Below are 14,420 nucleotides of genomic sequence, written 5' to 3' on the forward strand. Positions count from 1 at the left end.
CCCCGGCGTGTCGTCCCGGCGTGTCGCCCCCCCCGTGTCGCCCCGGCGGGGCGCCGGGCGGCCGTCAGCAGATCGACTGGCTGCTGTTGACCAGGTTGTTGTTGCGGAACGTGGTGTTCTCGCCGCAGGGGCTCTCCCGTATCGCCGAGTCGGTCACCGTCAGGTTCTGGACGGTGATGTCCCTGTTGTTCGGGAACTCGGAGCGGGCCGCCAGGCGGATCTCGCCGCCGCCCGTGACGCTGCCGCTCTGCGCGGCCAGGTTCACGTTGTAGCAGTTCTCGATCAGGACCGCGTTGTTGCCGGTGCGGGAGATCGTCACCCTGTCGATCGTCACGCCGCCGCTCTCCGAGACGCAGAACACCCCGCGGCCGCCGCCGCGCGCGATCACCTCGCCCACGCGGATGTTGGTGGGGTACGAGCTGCCGACGCGCCCGTTGCGGTTGGCCATGCGGAAGGCCGCGTAGCCGGTGCCGGTGCCCGCGTTCTCCGCGTCGACCCTCGTCACGGTGGCGTTGATCGTCTGGTTGAGCAGCAGGCCCGACTCCCCGACGTCGCGGGCGGTCACCGTGCCGACGGTGAGGCCGTCGACGCCGTAGGTCTCCACCGCGTGGCTGGAGGCGCCGGAGACGTGGACGCTGTCGATACGGACGTTGCGCGTCCACTGGCTGGTGTCGCCGCGGTTGTCGATCCGGACGCCGAGGCCGGACGACAGGCGCATGTCGATCTGGCCGAGCGTCACGTTCTGGACGTTGCGCAGGAAGACGCCGTACAGCGGGGTGCCGGTGAGGTTCAGGTGCTGCACCTCGACGTCCCGGGTGCCGCGGGAGTAGACCGGCGCCTGGTCGCCGGTGCCGCTGCCGGTGACGTCGATGGTGCCGCAGACGTCGAGCACGGTGTAGCTCGGCAGGGAGATGCGGGAGGAAGCCGGCATCGGGCCCGAGCCGCGCACGACGACCCGCTCCTTGGCGGTACGGCCGGGCGTCAGGCTGTTCACCGCCGCCTGCACGGCGGCCCGCAGGTCGGTGCCGGTGTGGACGGTGCTGCCGCCGCGCCGGACGGTCCAGGTGCCGCCGCTCTGCACGGCCTCGGCCTGGTACGAGCCCTCGCCGCAGGCCGCGGCCGTCGCCCGCGAAGGGGCCGCGTCGGCGGCCGGGACGCCCGCGGCGGTGACGAGGGCGGTGGCGCCGGCTGCGGCGAGGAGTGCGGCTCTGCGTCCCATGGAGGCGTCCTCTCGTCGAACCGGTTCGACTGAATCGATTCGTCCTGTGGGGGGCGGCAGTTTGGCAGGGGCATGGCGAAGCGTCAATGGATGCGGCCGGGGCGGCCGGTACGGAAGACTCGGCCGCATGCGTACTGCGTACAGCGTGGAGACGGTCAGGACGGCCGAGCGGGAGCTGATGGCACGGCTGCCGGAGGGGGCGCTGATGCAACGCGCCGCCGCCGGACTCGCCGCGGCCTGCGCGGACCTGCTGGCGGGGGTGTACGGCAGCCGGGTCGTGCTGCTGGTCGGCAGCGGGGACAACGGCGGTGACGCGCTGTACGCCGGGGCCCGGCTGGCCCGGCGCGGAGCCGGGGTGACGGCGGTGCTGCTCGCCCCGGAGCGCGCCCACGCCCCGGGGCTCGCGGCCCTGCGCCGGGCGGGCGGCCGGGCCGTGGGCACGGCCGGCGCCGAGGAGCTGATCGGCCGGGCGGACCTGGTCGTGGACGGCATCGTGGGCATCGGCGGCAAGGGCGGACTGCGGCCGGACGCGGCCTTGCTGGCCGCCGCGGCCGAGCGGTCGCGGGCCGCCGTGGTCGCCGTCGACCTGCCCAGCGGGGTCGACGCCGACACCGGCGAGGTGCGCGGAGCCGCATTGCGGGCCGATCTCACGGTGACCTTCGGAACGCACAAGCCGGGACTGCTGATCGACCCGGCACGGGAGTACGCCGGGTCCGTACGGCTGGTCGACATCGGGCTGGAGCTGCCCGCCGGGCCCGAACTGGAGGCGTTGCAGCACGCGGACGTGGCGCGGCTGCTGCCGGTGCCGGCCGCGCAGAGCGACAAGTACCGGCGGGGGGTCGTCGGGATCGCCGCCGGGTCCGTGCGCTATCCGGGCGCCGCCGTGCTCGCCGTGGCGGGGGCGCTGCGCGGCGGAGCCGGGGCGGTGCGCTACGTCGGTCCGGCGGGGGAGGCCGTCCTCGCCCGGTTCCCCGAGACCCTGGTGTCCGACCGGGGGCCGCACAAGGCGGGACGGGTGCAGGCGTGGGTCGTCGGACCCGGGGCGGGGGACGACGCCGGCACCGTCGCCGAGGTGCTGGAGGCGGACGTGCCCGTGCTGATCGACGCGGACGGGCTGCGGCTGGCGGACGCGCGGGCGGTGCGGGGACGTACGGCGCCGACGCTGATGACACCGCACGCCGGGGAGGCCGCGGCGTTGCTCGGGGTGGAGCGGGGGGCCGTCGAGGGGGCGCGGCTCGGCGCGGTGCGGGAGCTGGCGGGGCGGTACGGGGCGACCGTGCTGCTGAAGGGGTCGACGACCCTGGTGGCCGGCCCCGGGGGCGGAACCGTACGGGTGAACCCGACGGGGACGCCGTGGCTGGCCACGGCCGGCAGCGGGGACGTGCTGTCGGGGCTGGCGGGTTCGCTGCTGGCGGCGGGACTGTCCGCCGTGGACGCGGGGAGCGCGGCGGCGTACCTGCACGGGCTGGCCGGGCGGTTCGCCTCGAACGGGGCGCCGGTGGGGGCGCACGACGTGGCGGACGCGATCCCGCAGGCGTGGCGGAACGTGACCGGATGGTCCGATTGAGCCGGTGCGCGGGCGGGAGCGGTGATCCGGTGCTCCGGGAAGCGGCCCCGCGTCGGCTCCGCCGTCGGGGGCACACGAGGATCGGGGCAGGGACGGGACGGACGCCGGCCGCGGCGGGGGTCCTGCGGCGGCGAGGAGGCGGCACATGACGAACCCCGACACGGCGGACAGAGGAGACGGCGGGCGCCGGGCGGGCGAGGCTCTGACGGCGCTCACCCGGACCCTGGACGCCCTGGACGCCGGTGCCTACCTCGCCGACGAGCAGGGCCGCATCATGGGCGTCAACGCCCGGGCCGAGCAGCTCCTGGCCCGGTCCGCCGAGGAACTGGTCGGCGAGGACGCGCACGACCTGCTGCACCGCACCCGGCACGGGGAGCCCGTACCGAGGAGCCGGTGCGGGCTGCGGAAGGCCATCCTCGCCGGGCGCACCGAGCAGGGCGCCGAGGAATGGGCGGAACGCGGCGACGGCTCCCTGGTCCGCATCTCCTGGCTGGCCACGCCCTGCGTGGTCGCCGGGCTGCCCGCGACCACGCTCGTGCTCTTCCACCCCCAGGGCGACGCCGACACGGCCGGACGGACCGCCGAGCCGGCCGGCACCACGCTCACCGAACTGGAACGGCTCGCCCTGCTGGCCGAGACGACCACGCTGCTGACCTCCACCCTCGACGTCGACGAGGCGCTGCACCGACTGGTGAGCCTGGTGCTGCCGCGCCTCGCCGACTGGGCCGTCATCGACCTGATCACCGAACGCGACGAGGTCTGGCGGCACTCCGTCACCCACGCGCGAAACGGTGTCCTGACGCGACGGGAGGACCTGCAGGGCCCGATGCCGCCGGTGCCCGAGGAGTCCCCGATGCCCCTGTCCCGCGCCCTGCGCGGGGTCGCCTCAACCCTGGCCGGGCCGAAGACCTACCAGGGACCGCCCGACTCGGGCATCGCGGTCGAACAGCGGCGCCTGTTCGACGCGACCGGCATGCACTCGGCCGCCATCGCCCCGATCCGCAGCCTGCGGGAGGTCCTGGGCGCCCTGACCCTGGGCCGCTCCGAGCGGCCGGAGCCGTTCGCCCCCGGCGACATCGCGCTGCTGGAGGACATCACCCGCCGAGCCGGGCTGGCCCTGGACAACGCCCGGCTCTACCAGCGGCAGCGCAAGGTCGCCGAGACCATGCAGCGCCACCTGCTGCCGCAGCTGCCGCGCTTGCCGGGCCTGGAGATGACCGCCCGGTACCTGCCCGCACCGGACGCCTCGCAGGTCGGCGGGGACTGGTACGACGCCTTCGTCCTGGCGGACGGCGCCACCGCCCTGGTCGTCGGGGACGTCGTCGGGCACGACCTGGACGCGGCGGCCGGCATGGCGCAGCTGCGCAACATGCTGCGCGCCTACGCCTGGTCGCAGAAGCAACCGCCGAGCAGAATCGTCGAGTGGCTCGACCACGCGGCCCGGCACATCGCCGAGGTCTCCATGGCGACCCTGATCCTCGTCCGCATGACCCGCTCAGCGGACGGGGGGTACCACCTGACCTGGACCAACGCCGGCCACCCCCCGCCCCTGCTGGTCACCCACGACGGCCTGGCCAAGTACCTCACCGAGGGCCACGGCATCCTCCTGGGCACCGCGACCGACCCGGCCCGCGTCGACGCGACCGAGCTGCTGCCGCCGGGATCCACCCTGGTGCTGTACACCGACGGTCTCGTCGAAGCACCCGCCCAGTCCGTCGACGTGGGACTGGACCGGCTGCGCCGGCACGCCGCCTCCCTGGCCCACCGCCCCCTGGAGCCGTTCGTCGACCACCTCCTCAGCCGCACCCGCCCCGTCGACAACGAGGACGACGTCGCCGTCCTCGTGCTGCGCGTCCCCGAGCACGGCTGACCCCGGGCCGGCCGGTGCGCGGGGAGGACGGGCGGGGGAGGCCGCCGCGGACGGGGGCCGCCCCCGGCGGGGCCGGTGCCCCGAGGCCGTCACACCCCTCTGAGACACTGGGCGCGATGAACGAGACAGCTGCCCTGCCCACCGCTCCCCTGCGGGCCCGTGCCGAGATCGACCTGGCCGCCCTGCGGGCCAACGTGCGGGCCCTGCGCGCCCACGCGCCGGGCGCGGCCCTCATGGCCGTCGTGAAGTCCGACGCCTACGGCCACGGAGCGGCCCGGTGCGCCCGTGCGGCCGTCGCGGCGGGCGCCACCTGGCTGGGCACCGCCACGCCCGAGGAGGCCCTCGTGCTCCGCGCCCCCGGGGCGGGACTGCCGGCCGACGTGAGGATCATGTGCTGGCTGTGGACCCCGGGCGGGCCCTGGCGGGAGGCGATCGAGGCCGACCTCGATGTGTCCGTCGGTGCGATGTGGGCGTTGCGGGAGGTCACCCGGGCGGCACGGTCGGCGGGGCGGCCCGCGCGCGTGCAGCTCAAGGCCGACACCGGTCTGGGACGGGGCGGCTGCCAGCCGGGCGGGGACTGGGCCGAACTGGTCGGCGAGGCCCTGCGCGCCGAGGCCGAGGGGCTGATCCGGATCACCGGGCTGTGGTCGCACTTCGCCTGCGCCGACGAGCCGGGACATCCCTCCATCGCCGCCCAGCTCGCGCGCTTTTGGGAGATGACGGCGTACGCCGAGGAGCGGGGCGTGCGCCCCGAGGTGCGGCACATCGCCAACTCGCCCGCCACCCTCACCGTCCCCGACAGCCACTTCGACCTGGTACGGACCGGGATCGCCCTGTACGGCATTTCGCCCAGCCCCGAGCTCGGCTCCCCGGCCGACTTCGGGCTGCGCCCGGTGATGACGCTGTCGGCCTCCCTGGCGCTGGTCAAACGCGTCCCGGGCGGCCACGGCGTCAGCTACGGCCACCACTACGTCACGCCCGGCGAGACCACCCTCGGCCTGGTGCCCCTCGGCTACGCGGACGGCGTCCCGCGACACGCCTCCTCGGCCGGCCCGGTGCTGGTGGAGGGCAAGTGGCGCACGGTCGCGGGGCGGGTCGCGATGGACCAGTTCGTCGTCGACCTGGGCGGGGACGAGCCCGAGCCGGGCGCGCAGGCGGTCCTCTTCGGGCCCGGCGACCGCGGCGAGCCCACCGCCGAGGACTGGGCGCAGGCCGCGGGCACCATCGCGTACGAGATCGTCACCCGGATCGGAACGCGTGTTCCGCGCGTCTATGTGAATGAGGGAGAGGACGGGTAACCCGCACAGGGTCCCGTCCGGCGCTCGTCCGGACCGGCGGACGTGGGCCCGCGCCGCCGGTGCGACGTCCCGGCCGGCCCGGACGGCGGCCCCGGCGACAGCCCGATCAGCAGCCCGGTGAAGAGGAGCGGTACGTGAGCGAGAGCAGTGCGGGGGCCGTCGCGGACGCCGCCACGGCGGCCGTGGCCTCCGCCGCGACGGGCGGCTGGCGCCGGGCGACCGGCGTCGCGGGCGTCGCGATAGGCGTGGTGGCCGCCGGAGCGGCCGCGGGCGTCGCCCTGGAGCGGCTCACCGTCGGCCGGGGCATACGCCAGAAGGCGCGGCTCGCCCTGGACGCGGCGGGACCGTACGGCGCCCTGCGCGGTACGCCCGGCAGGGCCCGCGCCGACGACGGCACCGAGCTGTACTACGAGGTCGACGACATCGACCCGCAGGCCGCTCCCGCGCTCACCCCGCGGCGGCGCCGGCTCTTCGGCCGCAAGGCGCCCGCTCCCGTCACCGTCGTCTTCAGCCACGGCTACTGCCTCAGCCAGGACTCCTGGCACTTCCAGCGGGCGGCCCTGCGGGGCGTGGTGCGGACGGTGCACTGGGACCAGCGCAGTCACGGCCGGTCCGCCCGGGGCGTGTCCCAGGTGGAGCGCGGTGAGCCGGTCACCATCGAGCAGCTGGGCCGCGACCTGAAGGCCGTCATCGACGCGGCCGTCCCCGAGGGGCCGATCGTGCTGGTCGGGCACTCCATGGGCGGGATGACGGTGATGGCGCTGGCCGACCAGTACCCGGAGCTGATCCGCGAGCGGGTCGTCGGCGTGGCCCTCGTCGGCACCTCCTCGGGGCGGCTCGGCGAGGTCAACTTCGGGCTGCCGGTCGCCGGGGTCAACGTCGTGCGGCGGGTGCTGCCCGGCGTGCTGAAGGCGCTGGGGCAGCGTGCCGAGCTGGTGGAGAAGGGGCGCCGGGCCACCGCCGACCTGTTCGCCGAGATCATCAAGCGGTACTCGTTCGCGTCCAGGGACGTCGACCCGGCGATCGGGCGGTTCGCCGAGCGGATGATCGAGAGCACGCCGATCGACGTGGTCGCCGAGTACTACCCGGCGTTCGACGACCACGACAAGACCGAGGCCCTCGCCCACTTCGCGGACATGCCGGTCCTCGTGCTGGCCGGGGTGCGGGACATGGTCACGCCCAGCGAGCACAGCGAGGCGATCGCCGACCTGCTGCCCGGCGCGGAGCTGGTCCTGGTCCCGGACGCGGGCCACCTGGTGATCCTGGAGCACCCCGAAGTGGTCACCGACCGTCTCGCCGACCTGCTCACCCGCACGGGTGCCGTCCCCGCAGGGGCTACCGTGGGTGGCTATGGAAGCACCAGCAGCACCGCACAACCCGGCTGAGCCCGGCTCGGTCCGGATCACCGTCACCTCGCCCGAGCAGATGCGGGAGCTGGGCCGCCGGCTCGCCAAACTGCTGCGCGCCGGCGACCTCGTGATGCTCACCGGGGAGCTCGGCGCGGGCAAGACCACCCTGACCCGCGGGCTCGGCGAGGGGCTCGGCGTGCGCGGCGCGGTCACCTCGCCGACGTTCGTGATCGCGCGCGTGCACCCCTCCCTGGCCGGCGGCCCGCCGCTCGTGCACGTCGACGCCTACCGGCTGTCCGGCGGGCTGGACGAGATGGAGGACCTCGACCTCGACGTCTCGCTGCCCGAGTCCGTGGTCGTCGTGGAGTGGGGCGAGGGCAAGGTCGAGGAGCTGACCGACGACCGGCTGCAGGTCCTGATCCACCGGGCCGTCGGGGACACCACCGACGAGGTGCGGCACGTGACGCTCACCGGCGTGGGCGAGCGCTGGGCGAACCTCGACCTGAGCGTGCTGTCGGCGTAGCCGGGCGGTTCCCTCCGGGCGGTTCGTCCGGGCAGGCGCGGGAAGGCACGGGCAGGTTCCGGGGCAGGGTCCCGACAAGTCGTCGGCAAGATGTTGCGCTCGCGGTCTTGCGCGTGGTCACATGGTACCCAGTCCGTAGTTAGGTGTACCTAACTACGTCCGCCCCCGGTCATCAGGAGGCGTCCATGCCGGCCACGGAACGCAACGAGGCGCGCCCGCGCGTGGCACCCGGGGTGTCCATGCAGGACCTGCTGGCGGCCTGCGCCGCGGCGCGCGCGATCTCGACGCCGCCCCGCGAACCCGACCCGCGGGCGTCGCACCCGCCGGTCCGGCACCGCGAGGCCGCCTAGGGTCCTTCGTTCGCATCAGGCCGGATCGGGGAGCGGGATCCGGTGCCGTGCGTCGCGAGGCGGAAGAGGGCGCCATGGCAAAGGCCTGGCAACCGGCGGCAACGCGGCGAGGCGCGGTGCCAGGCCCCGCGAGCCCGGCACGATCCGAACAAAAGGCCCTGGCACTCCGGCGCGGTTCCGTGATCCGTCCGGCCGGACCTTCCGGTGGCCACCCGCCGGCCCGCCGCCTCAGCGGACGACGACGACCTTGCGGCCGATCGTCGCGAACCTCCACATCGCCGCGCCGTCCTCGCGGGTCTCCCGGATGCCGCCCGTCAGCACCCCGGGGGCCGGTCGCGGCGTCGAGCCGTCCACGGCCGCGCTGAAGCCGACGGACACGCCGTCCACGGTGGCGAACCGCACGACGTGCTCGACGGGGATGCCGTCGGAGCCGGTGACGGCCTTGGCGCGGGACGTGACCGCGTAGCCGCCCGGCGCCGGGTCGACCTCGCTGGGGAACACCTCGAAGGTGCGCCTGACCCGGTCGCCGTCGCCGACCAGCCACACCCGGTCGGCGCCCAGCGCGTACACGATCCGTTCGCCCCCGCCGGACCCGGCGGGCAGGGCGGCGGCGGGGGTCTTCCTGCGAGGCGCCTTCGGGACGACGGCCGACGGGGAGGCGTCCGCGTGCGGCGCGCCGAGGCCGGCCGGAACGGTGGTCGAGGCCCGGTGGGCGAGGAAGCCGACCGTGGCGAGGGCCGCCGCGGTGAGCCCGGCCACGATCCCCGAGCTGATGCCTGCCACCGGCGCCCACCTCCGCGTCGTACGTTCCCTCGTGCCCTGCCCTGCCCTGCCCTACCGTGCCGAGTCGGACGGTAGCAGCAGGTGACCGTCCGGCCGGGGCGGCCGTGCCGGGCCCGCGGGAGCCGTAGGCTGTTTGCGTGCTCTTGCTCGCTCTGGATACCGCCACACCCGCCGTCACGGTCGCGCTGCACGACGGCAGGGACGTCATCGCCTCGTCGAGCCAGGTGGACGCGCGCCGGCACGGTGAACTGCTGCTGCCGGCGATCGACCGGGTGCTCGCCGAGGCCGGTCTCAAGCTCGACGCCGTCACCGGCATCGTCGTCGGCATCGGTCCCGGCCCGTACACCGGGCTGCGCGTGGGCCTGATGACCGCGGACACCTTCGGACACGCGCTCGGCGTGCCCGTGCACGGTGTGTGCACGCTGGACGGCCTCGCCTACGCCGCCGACCTGGAGGGCCCGTTCGTGGTGGCGACCGACGCCCGCCGCAAGGAGGTCTACTGGGCGCGGTACGCCGACTCCCGCACCCGCCTCACCGACCCGGCCGTCGACCGGCCCGCCGACATCGCCGAGCGGGTCGCGGGCCTGCCCGCGGTCGGCGCGGGCGCGCTGCTGTACCCGGACACCTTCCCGAACGCGCACGAGCCCGAACACGTGTCCGCCGCCGCCCTCGCCCGGCTGGCCGCCGAGAGGCTCGCCGGGGGCGGGGAACTCGCCGCGCCCCGGCCGCTGTACCTGCGCCGCCCCGACGCGCAGGTCCCCAAGAACTACAAGGTGGTCACCCCCAAGTGACCGAGTCCGTGACGTCCGTGACGCCCGTGACGCCCGTGCTGCGCGAGATGCGCTGGTGGGACATCGACCCCGTCCTGGAACTGGAACGGAACCTGTTCCCCGAGGACGCCTGGTCCCGGGGCATGTTCTGGTCCGAGCTCGCCCACGCGCGCGGTCCGCAGGCGACCCGGCGGTACCTGGTCGCCGAGGTCCCCCGGGAGGACGCCGGGCGGATCGTCGGGTACGCGGGGCTGGCCGCCTCCGGCGAGCAGGCCGACGTCCAGACCATCGCCGTCGCCCGCGACCTGTGGGGCACCGGCCTCGGCGGGCGGCTGCTGACCGGGCTGCTGCGGGCGGCGACCGCCTTCGAGTGCGCCGAGGTGATGCTGGAGTGCCGCGTCGACAACGTCCGCGCGCAGAAGCTGTACGAGCGCTTCGGCTTCGAGCCCATCGGCTTCCGGCGCGGCTACTACCAGCCGGGGAACGTGGACGCCCTGGTGATGCGCCTGACCGTCCCTGAGAACTCCGCACAAGGAACCGAGATCCATGGCTGACGAACCCCTGGTACTGGGGATCGAGACCTCCTGCGACGAGACCGGCGTCGGCATCGTCCGTGGCACCACCCTGCTGGCCGACGCCGTCGCCTCCAGCGTCGACGAGCACGCCCGCTTCGGCGGGGTGGTGCCCGAGGTCGCCTCCCGGGCGCACCTGGAGGCGATGGTGCCGACCATCGACCGCGCGCTGAAGGAAGCGGGGGTGAGCGCAAGGGACCTGGACGGCATCGCGGTGACCGCCGGTCCGGGCCTGGCCGGCGCCCTGCTGGTCGGCGTCTCGGCGGCGAAGGCGTACGCCTACGCGCTGGGCAAGCCCCTGTACGGCGTCAACCACCTCGCCTCCCACATCTGCGTGGACCAGCTGGAGCACGGCGCGCTGCCGGAGCCGACGATGGCGCTGCTGGTGAGCGGCGGCCACTCCTCGCTGCTGCTGTCCTCGGACATCACCTCGGACGTGCGCCCCATGGGCGCGACCATCGACGACGCGGCGGGCGAGGCCTTCGACAAGATCGCGCGCGTGCTGGACCTCGGCTTCCCCGGCGGGCCGGTCATCGACCGGTACGCGCGTGAGGGCGACCCGGACGCCATCGCGTTCCCGCGCGGCCTGACCGGCCCGCGCGACCCGGCGTACGACTTCTCCTTCTCGGGGCTGAAGACGGCCGTGGCCCGCTGGATCGAGGCCAGGCGGGCGGCGGGCGAGGAGGTGCCGGTGCGGGACGTGGCGGCCTCCTTCCAGGAGGCGGTCGTCGACGTGCTGACCCGCAAGGCCGTACGGGCCTGCAAGGACGAGGGCGTCGACCACCTGATGATCGGCGGCGGTGTCGCCGCCAACTCCCGCCTGCGGGCCCTGGCCCAGGAGCGCTGCGAGGCCGCCGGGATCCGGTTGCGGGTGCCGCGGCCGAAGCTGTGCACCGACAACGGGGCGATGGTGGCGGCGCTCGGCGCCGAGATGGTCGCCCGCAACCGGCCGCCGTCCGACTGGGACCTGTCGGCGGACTCCTCCCTGCCGGTGACGGACCCGCACGTCCCGGGCCGCGCCCACGACCACGCGCACGAGGCCGGCGAGGAGAACCTGTACTCGTGACGGTCGCCCTGATGTGGGAGGCGCGCGCGGTGCCCGGGCGCGGCAAGGATCTGCTGGCCTGGGTACGCGCGCAGCGGCTCGACGGCGCTCCGCTGCGCCGCGAGACCTTCCGCGCCCCGCAGGACCGGGTCCTGGTCGTCACCTGGTGGGACGCGCCGTACGACGCGGACCTGCCCGAACTGCCGGAGCCGGACGAGGAGCTGGTCACGCGGGCGGTGCACCGGTGGCGGTTCGAGTCGGTGGACGCCGGCTGACCGGCGGCTTCCACGGCCCACCCGGGACGCGGCCCCGCCACGGTCCTCCCCTCCGGGGCCGCCCGGGAGAACAGCTCCCCGACCGGGCGGCGGCGGGCAGGGCGGGGGCACGCCGGGACGCGGCGGGCGGGAGCCCCGCCGGGTGGGCGAGCGGTCCTCCCACGGCCGACGCGTCGAATGTTTCGACTTACGTGTCGAATGTTCCGGGAAGCCGTGGCGGTGCGAGGACTTCGTCAAGAGGTCCGACAGGGTTACGATCGCCGCCATGACATCCCCGCAGCCGGTGGAAAGCCGGACGCAAACCCGGACGCAAGGGCGGGCCGCGCAGACCGCGACGCTTGCCGAGATCGCCCGCGAGGCCGGCGTGTCGGCGCCGACTGTTTCGAAGGTCCTCAACGGCCGTGCCGACGTCGCCCCGGCCACCCGGACCCGTGTCGAGGAGCTGCTGCGCGCCCACGGCTACCGGCGCCGCCGGGCCGAGGCGACCCGCTCCCCCCTGATCGACCTGGTCTTCCATGAGCTGGAGAGCGCCTGGGCGATGGAGGTCATCCGGGGTGTGGAGAACGTGGCCCGGGACGCCGGGCTGAGCGTCGTGCTGTCGGAGAGCGCGGGCCGGCTGACACCCGGGCGGACCTGGGCCGACCAGGTCGCCGCCCGTCGGCCGCACGGCGTGATCCTCGTGCTGTCCGGGCTGGACGAGTCCCAGCGGGCGCTGCTGACCAGCCGTTCCATCCCGTTCGTGGTGATGGACCCGGCCGGCGACCCGGGCACCGACGTGCCGTCCATCGGCGCGACCAACTGGCAGGGCGGGCTGGCCGCCACCCGGCACCTGGTCGAGCTGGGCCACCGCAGGATCGGTGCGATCAGCGGGCCGTCGCGGATGATGTGCAGCCGGGCCCGTGTCGACGGCTACCGGGCCGCGCTGGAGACGGCCGGGCTGCCGGTCGACCCCGAACTGATCATGACCGGTGACTTCCACCACGAGGCCGGCTACCGGCAGGGGCTCGCCCTGCTGCGCCGGGAGGACCGGCCCACCGCGGTCTTCGCCGGGAACGACCTCCAGGCGCTCGGACTGTACGAGGCCGCGCGCGAGCTCGGGCTGCGCATTCCGGAGGACCTGAGCGTGGTGGGGTTCGACGACCTGCCGGTGGCCCGCTGGGTGGGGCCGCCGCTGACGACCGTGCGCCAGCCGCTGACCGAGATGGCCGAGGCGGCGGCCAAGCTGGTCCTGGACCTCGGGCGGGAGGGCGACACCCCGGCCGCGACCCGGGTGGAGCTGGCGACCAGCCTGGTGGTGCGCAGCAGTACGGGCGAGCCTCCGGCGGCCCGGGGGGAGGGCGGCGCCCGCTGACCGGTGGTGCGGGCGCCCGGGACCGCTCCGGAGCCAGCCGGCTGCCCGGCCGGGCGTTCCGGGTTTCGGCTGCGGCGCCTCGTGGTGCGAGGGCGGTGCGGTGCCGGTGTGACACGGGGGCGAGTGCGGGCCGGCGCGTCTGAGAATTTTCCAAGAAAGCCGCCCAGGGACCCCTGCTCGTCATAATTCGGACTTATGTTCCTGCTTGTGACGGGACGTGACGGGGACGGCAGAAGCGACGGGAACGGCGGGAACGACGGAACCGAGGGGAACGGCGAGAACGGCGGAACCGAGGGGAACGACGGAACCGACGGAACCGAGGGGAACGGAGCCGAAGGCGGACGAGCGGGCCGGCGGCCGGCCGCGCTGAAGGCCGCCGGCCTGGCCCTGGCCGGCCTGCTGGCGCTGGGCGGCGCGGCGGCGGGCTGGGCCTACCGGCACCTCGACGGCAACATCAGGAGCGTCGACATCAACAGCGCGCTGGGCGACAACCGCCCGGCGCGCGCGACGGCCACCCCGCCCGGCTCGGCGTCCCCGCCGCCCGGCGGCGCCCTGAACATCCTGGTGCTCGGCTCGGACTCGCGCAGCGGCGCGAGGAACCAGGAGCTCGGCGGCGGCCACGACTCCGGCGCCCGCTCCGACACGGCGATGGTCGTGCACCTCGCCCCGGGCCGGACGGGCGCGACCGTGGTCAGCATCCCGCGCGACACCCTGGTCACGCGTCCGTCCTGCCCGCTGCCGTCCGGGGGGTCGACGCGGCCGGCGGACCACGCGATGTTCAACAGCGCCTACGCGGTGGGCGGTCCGGCGTGCGCGGTCAAGACGGTCGAGTCGATGACGGACGTCCGCATGGACCACTACGTCGAGATCGACTTCTCGGGCTTCGCGCGGCTGGTGGACGCGCTCGGCGGGGTCACCGTCACCACCGGGGAGGACATCGACGACGACCGGAGCCACCTGCACCTGGACGCGGGCACCCACCACCTGGACGGCGAGCGGGCCCTGGGCCTGGCGCGCACCCGGTACGGCGTCGGCGACGGCAGCGACCTGGGCCGCATAGAGCTCCAGCAGACCCTGGTGAAGGCGCTGCTGGCGCGGATCGCCGCGACCGACCTGCTCGCCGACCCCGCCCGGCTGTACCGGGTCGCCGACGCGGTCACCGGCAGTCTGACCACGGACACGGGCCTGGACTCGCTGGCGGAGCTGACGCGGTTCGGGCGGAGCCTGGAGGGGCTGTCGGCCGACGAGGTGCGGACGGTGACGATGCCGGTGGTACCGGCGCCCCGGGACCGCAACCGGGTGGTGGCGAACGAGCCCGCGGCACGGGAGCTGTGGGCGTCGCTGCGCTGAACCCCGCGGACCTACCGGCCCCGGCCCTCGGGAACCGCCGCTCGCCCGGGCCGGGGAACGCCGTTCGCACCCCCGTCCCCCGCGTCCGCTCGGCCGCC

At 75.1% G+C, this 14,420-nt stretch carries 14 protein-coding genes; 12 read left to right on the forward strand and 2 right to left on the reverse strand.

Going from position 1 to position 14,420, the window contains the following annotated elements; all coding sequences use genetic code 11:
- Nucleotides 1-64 precede the first annotated feature (64 nt).
- Nucleotides 65-1,219, reverse strand: a complete 1,155-nt coding sequence (locus AB0L29_RS18470) for a hypothetical protein (protein WP_365828324.1) — start codon at nucleotides 1,217-1,219, stop codon at nucleotides 65-67.
- A 127-nt stretch (nucleotides 1,220-1,346) separates the two neighbouring features.
- On the opposite strand from AB0L29_RS18470, the gene AB0L29_RS18475 reads away from it, so the two are divergent.
- The 6 genes from AB0L29_RS18475 to AB0L29_RS18500 all read left to right on the forward strand — a co-directional run bounded on the left by AB0L29_RS18475 (nucleotide 1,347) and on the right by AB0L29_RS18500 (nucleotide 8,176).
- Nucleotides 1,347-2,786: an NAD(P)H-hydrate dehydratase gene (locus AB0L29_RS18475; protein ID WP_365828326.1), complete on the forward strand. Its 1,440-nt coding sequence runs from the start codon at nucleotides 1,347-1,349 to the stop codon at nucleotides 2,784-2,786.
- A 145-nt stretch (nucleotides 2,787-2,931) separates the two neighbouring features.
- Nucleotides 2,932-4,656 carry a SpoIIE family protein phosphatase gene (locus tag AB0L29_RS18480; protein ID WP_365828328.1) on the forward strand — a complete coding sequence of 575 codons (1,725 nt, stop codon included), beginning with the start codon at nucleotides 2,932-2,934 and terminating at the stop codon, nucleotides 4,654-4,656.
- 116 nt (nucleotides 4,657-4,772) lie between these two features.
- On the forward strand, nucleotides 4,773-5,954 hold the full coding sequence (gene alr / locus AB0L29_RS18485) for an alanine racemase (RefSeq protein WP_365828330.1): 1,182 nt from the start codon (nucleotides 4,773-4,775) through the stop codon (nucleotides 5,952-5,954).
- 134 nt (nucleotides 5,955-6,088) lie between these two features.
- Complete coding sequence (locus tag AB0L29_RS18490) at nucleotides 6,089-7,339, forward strand: alpha/beta hydrolase (protein ID WP_365828332.1); 1,251 nt, start codon at nucleotides 6,089-6,091, stop codon at nucleotides 7,337-7,339.
- Nucleotides 7,305-7,826 (forward strand): tRNA (adenosine(37)-N6)-threonylcarbamoyltransferase complex ATPase subunit type 1 TsaE, encoded by a 522-nt coding sequence (gene tsaE / locus AB0L29_RS18495; protein ID WP_365828334.1) that lies wholly within the window; start codon nucleotides 7,305-7,307, stop codon nucleotides 7,824-7,826. Before AB0L29_RS18490 ends, tsaE begins: the two co-directional genes overlap by 35 nt.
- Before the next feature lie 185 nt (nucleotides 7,827-8,011).
- Nucleotides 8,012-8,176 (forward strand): hypothetical protein, encoded by a 165-nt coding sequence (locus tag AB0L29_RS18500; RefSeq protein ID WP_365828336.1) that lies wholly within the window; start codon nucleotides 8,012-8,014, stop codon nucleotides 8,174-8,176.
- A gap of 228 nt (nucleotides 8,177-8,404) precedes the next feature.
- Here AB0L29_RS18500 and AB0L29_RS18505 read toward each other — a convergent pair whose 3' ends face one another.
- A complete protein-coding gene (locus AB0L29_RS18505) occupies nucleotides 8,405-8,959 on the reverse strand; it encodes a hypothetical protein (RefSeq protein WP_365828338.1) in 555 nt (184 codons plus the stop codon).
- Between the two features lie 137 nt (nucleotides 8,960-9,096).
- Between AB0L29_RS18505 and tsaB the strand changes: the two genes are divergently transcribed.
- The 6 genes from tsaB (at nucleotide 9,097) to AB0L29_RS18535 (ending at nucleotide 14,322) form a co-directional block, all read left to right on the forward strand.
- Nucleotides 9,097-9,750 (forward strand): tRNA (adenosine(37)-N6)-threonylcarbamoyltransferase complex dimerization subunit type 1 TsaB, encoded by a 654-nt coding sequence (gene tsaB, locus AB0L29_RS18510; protein WP_365828340.1) that lies wholly within the window; start codon nucleotides 9,097-9,099, stop codon nucleotides 9,748-9,750.
- A gap of 47 nt (nucleotides 9,751-9,797) precedes the next feature.
- A complete protein-coding gene (rimI, locus tag AB0L29_RS18515; RefSeq protein ID WP_365828400.1) occupies nucleotides 9,798-10,283 on the forward strand; it encodes a ribosomal protein S18-alanine N-acetyltransferase in 486 nt (161 codons plus the stop codon).
- The gene (gene tsaD, locus AB0L29_RS18520; RefSeq protein ID WP_365828342.1) at nucleotides 10,276-11,367 is read left to right on the forward strand and encodes a tRNA (adenosine(37)-N6)-threonylcarbamoyltransferase complex transferase subunit TsaD; all 1,092 of its coding nucleotides are present in this window, start codon (nucleotides 10,276-10,278) and stop codon (nucleotides 11,365-11,367) included. The genes rimI and tsaD overlap by 8 nt, the downstream gene beginning before the upstream one ends.
- Nucleotides 11,364-11,621 carry a hypothetical protein gene (locus AB0L29_RS18525; RefSeq protein ID WP_365828344.1) on the forward strand — a complete coding sequence of 86 codons (258 nt, stop codon included), beginning with the start codon at nucleotides 11,364-11,366 and terminating at the stop codon, nucleotides 11,619-11,621. The genes tsaD and AB0L29_RS18525 overlap by 4 nt, the downstream gene beginning before the upstream one ends.
- A 265-nt stretch (nucleotides 11,622-11,886) precedes the next feature.
- On the forward strand, nucleotides 11,887-12,972 hold the full coding sequence (locus tag AB0L29_RS18530) for a LacI family DNA-binding transcriptional regulator (RefSeq protein ID WP_365828346.1): 1,086 nt from the start codon (nucleotides 11,887-11,889) through the stop codon (nucleotides 12,970-12,972).
- Nucleotides 12,973-13,179: 207 nt separating this feature from the next.
- Nucleotides 13,180-14,322, forward strand: coding sequence for an LCP family protein (locus tag AB0L29_RS18535; RefSeq protein ID WP_365828348.1), 1,143 nt, complete (start codon nucleotides 13,180-13,182; stop codon nucleotides 14,320-14,322).
- The last annotated feature ends 98 nt before the right edge of the window (nucleotides 14,323-14,420 follow it).

The sequence above is a fragment of the Streptomyces sp. NPDC052701 genome (assembly GCF_040678355.1).
Classification (GTDB): Bacteria; Actinomycetota; Actinomycetes; order Streptomycetales; family Streptomycetaceae; genus Streptomyces.

Excerpts from the sequence above, each read along its gene's own strand:
- AB0L29_RS18500 (WP_365828336.1), top strand. The coding sequence starts at position 8,012 with ATGCCGGCCACGGAACGCAACGAGGCGCGCCCGCGCGTGGCACCCGGG.
- AB0L29_RS18475 (WP_365828326.1), top strand. The coding sequence starts at position 1,347 with ATGCGTACTGCGTACAGCGTGGAGACGGTCAGGACGGCCGAGCGGGAG.
- AB0L29_RS18530 (WP_365828346.1), top strand. The coding sequence starts at position 11,887 with ATGACATCCCCGCAGCCGGTGGAAAGCCGGACGCAAACCCGGACGCAA.
- AB0L29_RS18470 (WP_365828324.1), bottom strand. The coding sequence starts at position 1,219 with ATGGGACGCAGAGCCGCACTCCTCGCCGCAGCCGGCGCCACCGCCCTC.
- alr (WP_365828330.1), top strand. The coding sequence starts at position 4,773 with ATGAACGAGACAGCTGCCCTGCCCACCGCTCCCCTGCGGGCCCGTGCC.
- tsaD (WP_365828342.1), top strand. The coding sequence starts at position 10,276 with ATGGCTGACGAACCCCTGGTACTGGGGATCGAGACCTCCTGCGACGAG.
- tsaE (WP_365828334.1), top strand. The coding sequence starts at position 7,305 with ATGGAAGCACCAGCAGCACCGCACAACCCGGCTGAGCCCGGCTCGGTC.
- rimI (WP_365828400.1), top strand. The coding sequence starts at position 9,798 with ATGCGCTGGTGGGACATCGACCCCGTCCTGGAACTGGAACGGAACCTG.
- AB0L29_RS18480 (WP_365828328.1), top strand. The coding sequence starts at position 2,932 with ATGACGAACCCCGACACGGCGGACAGAGGAGACGGCGGGCGCCGGGCG.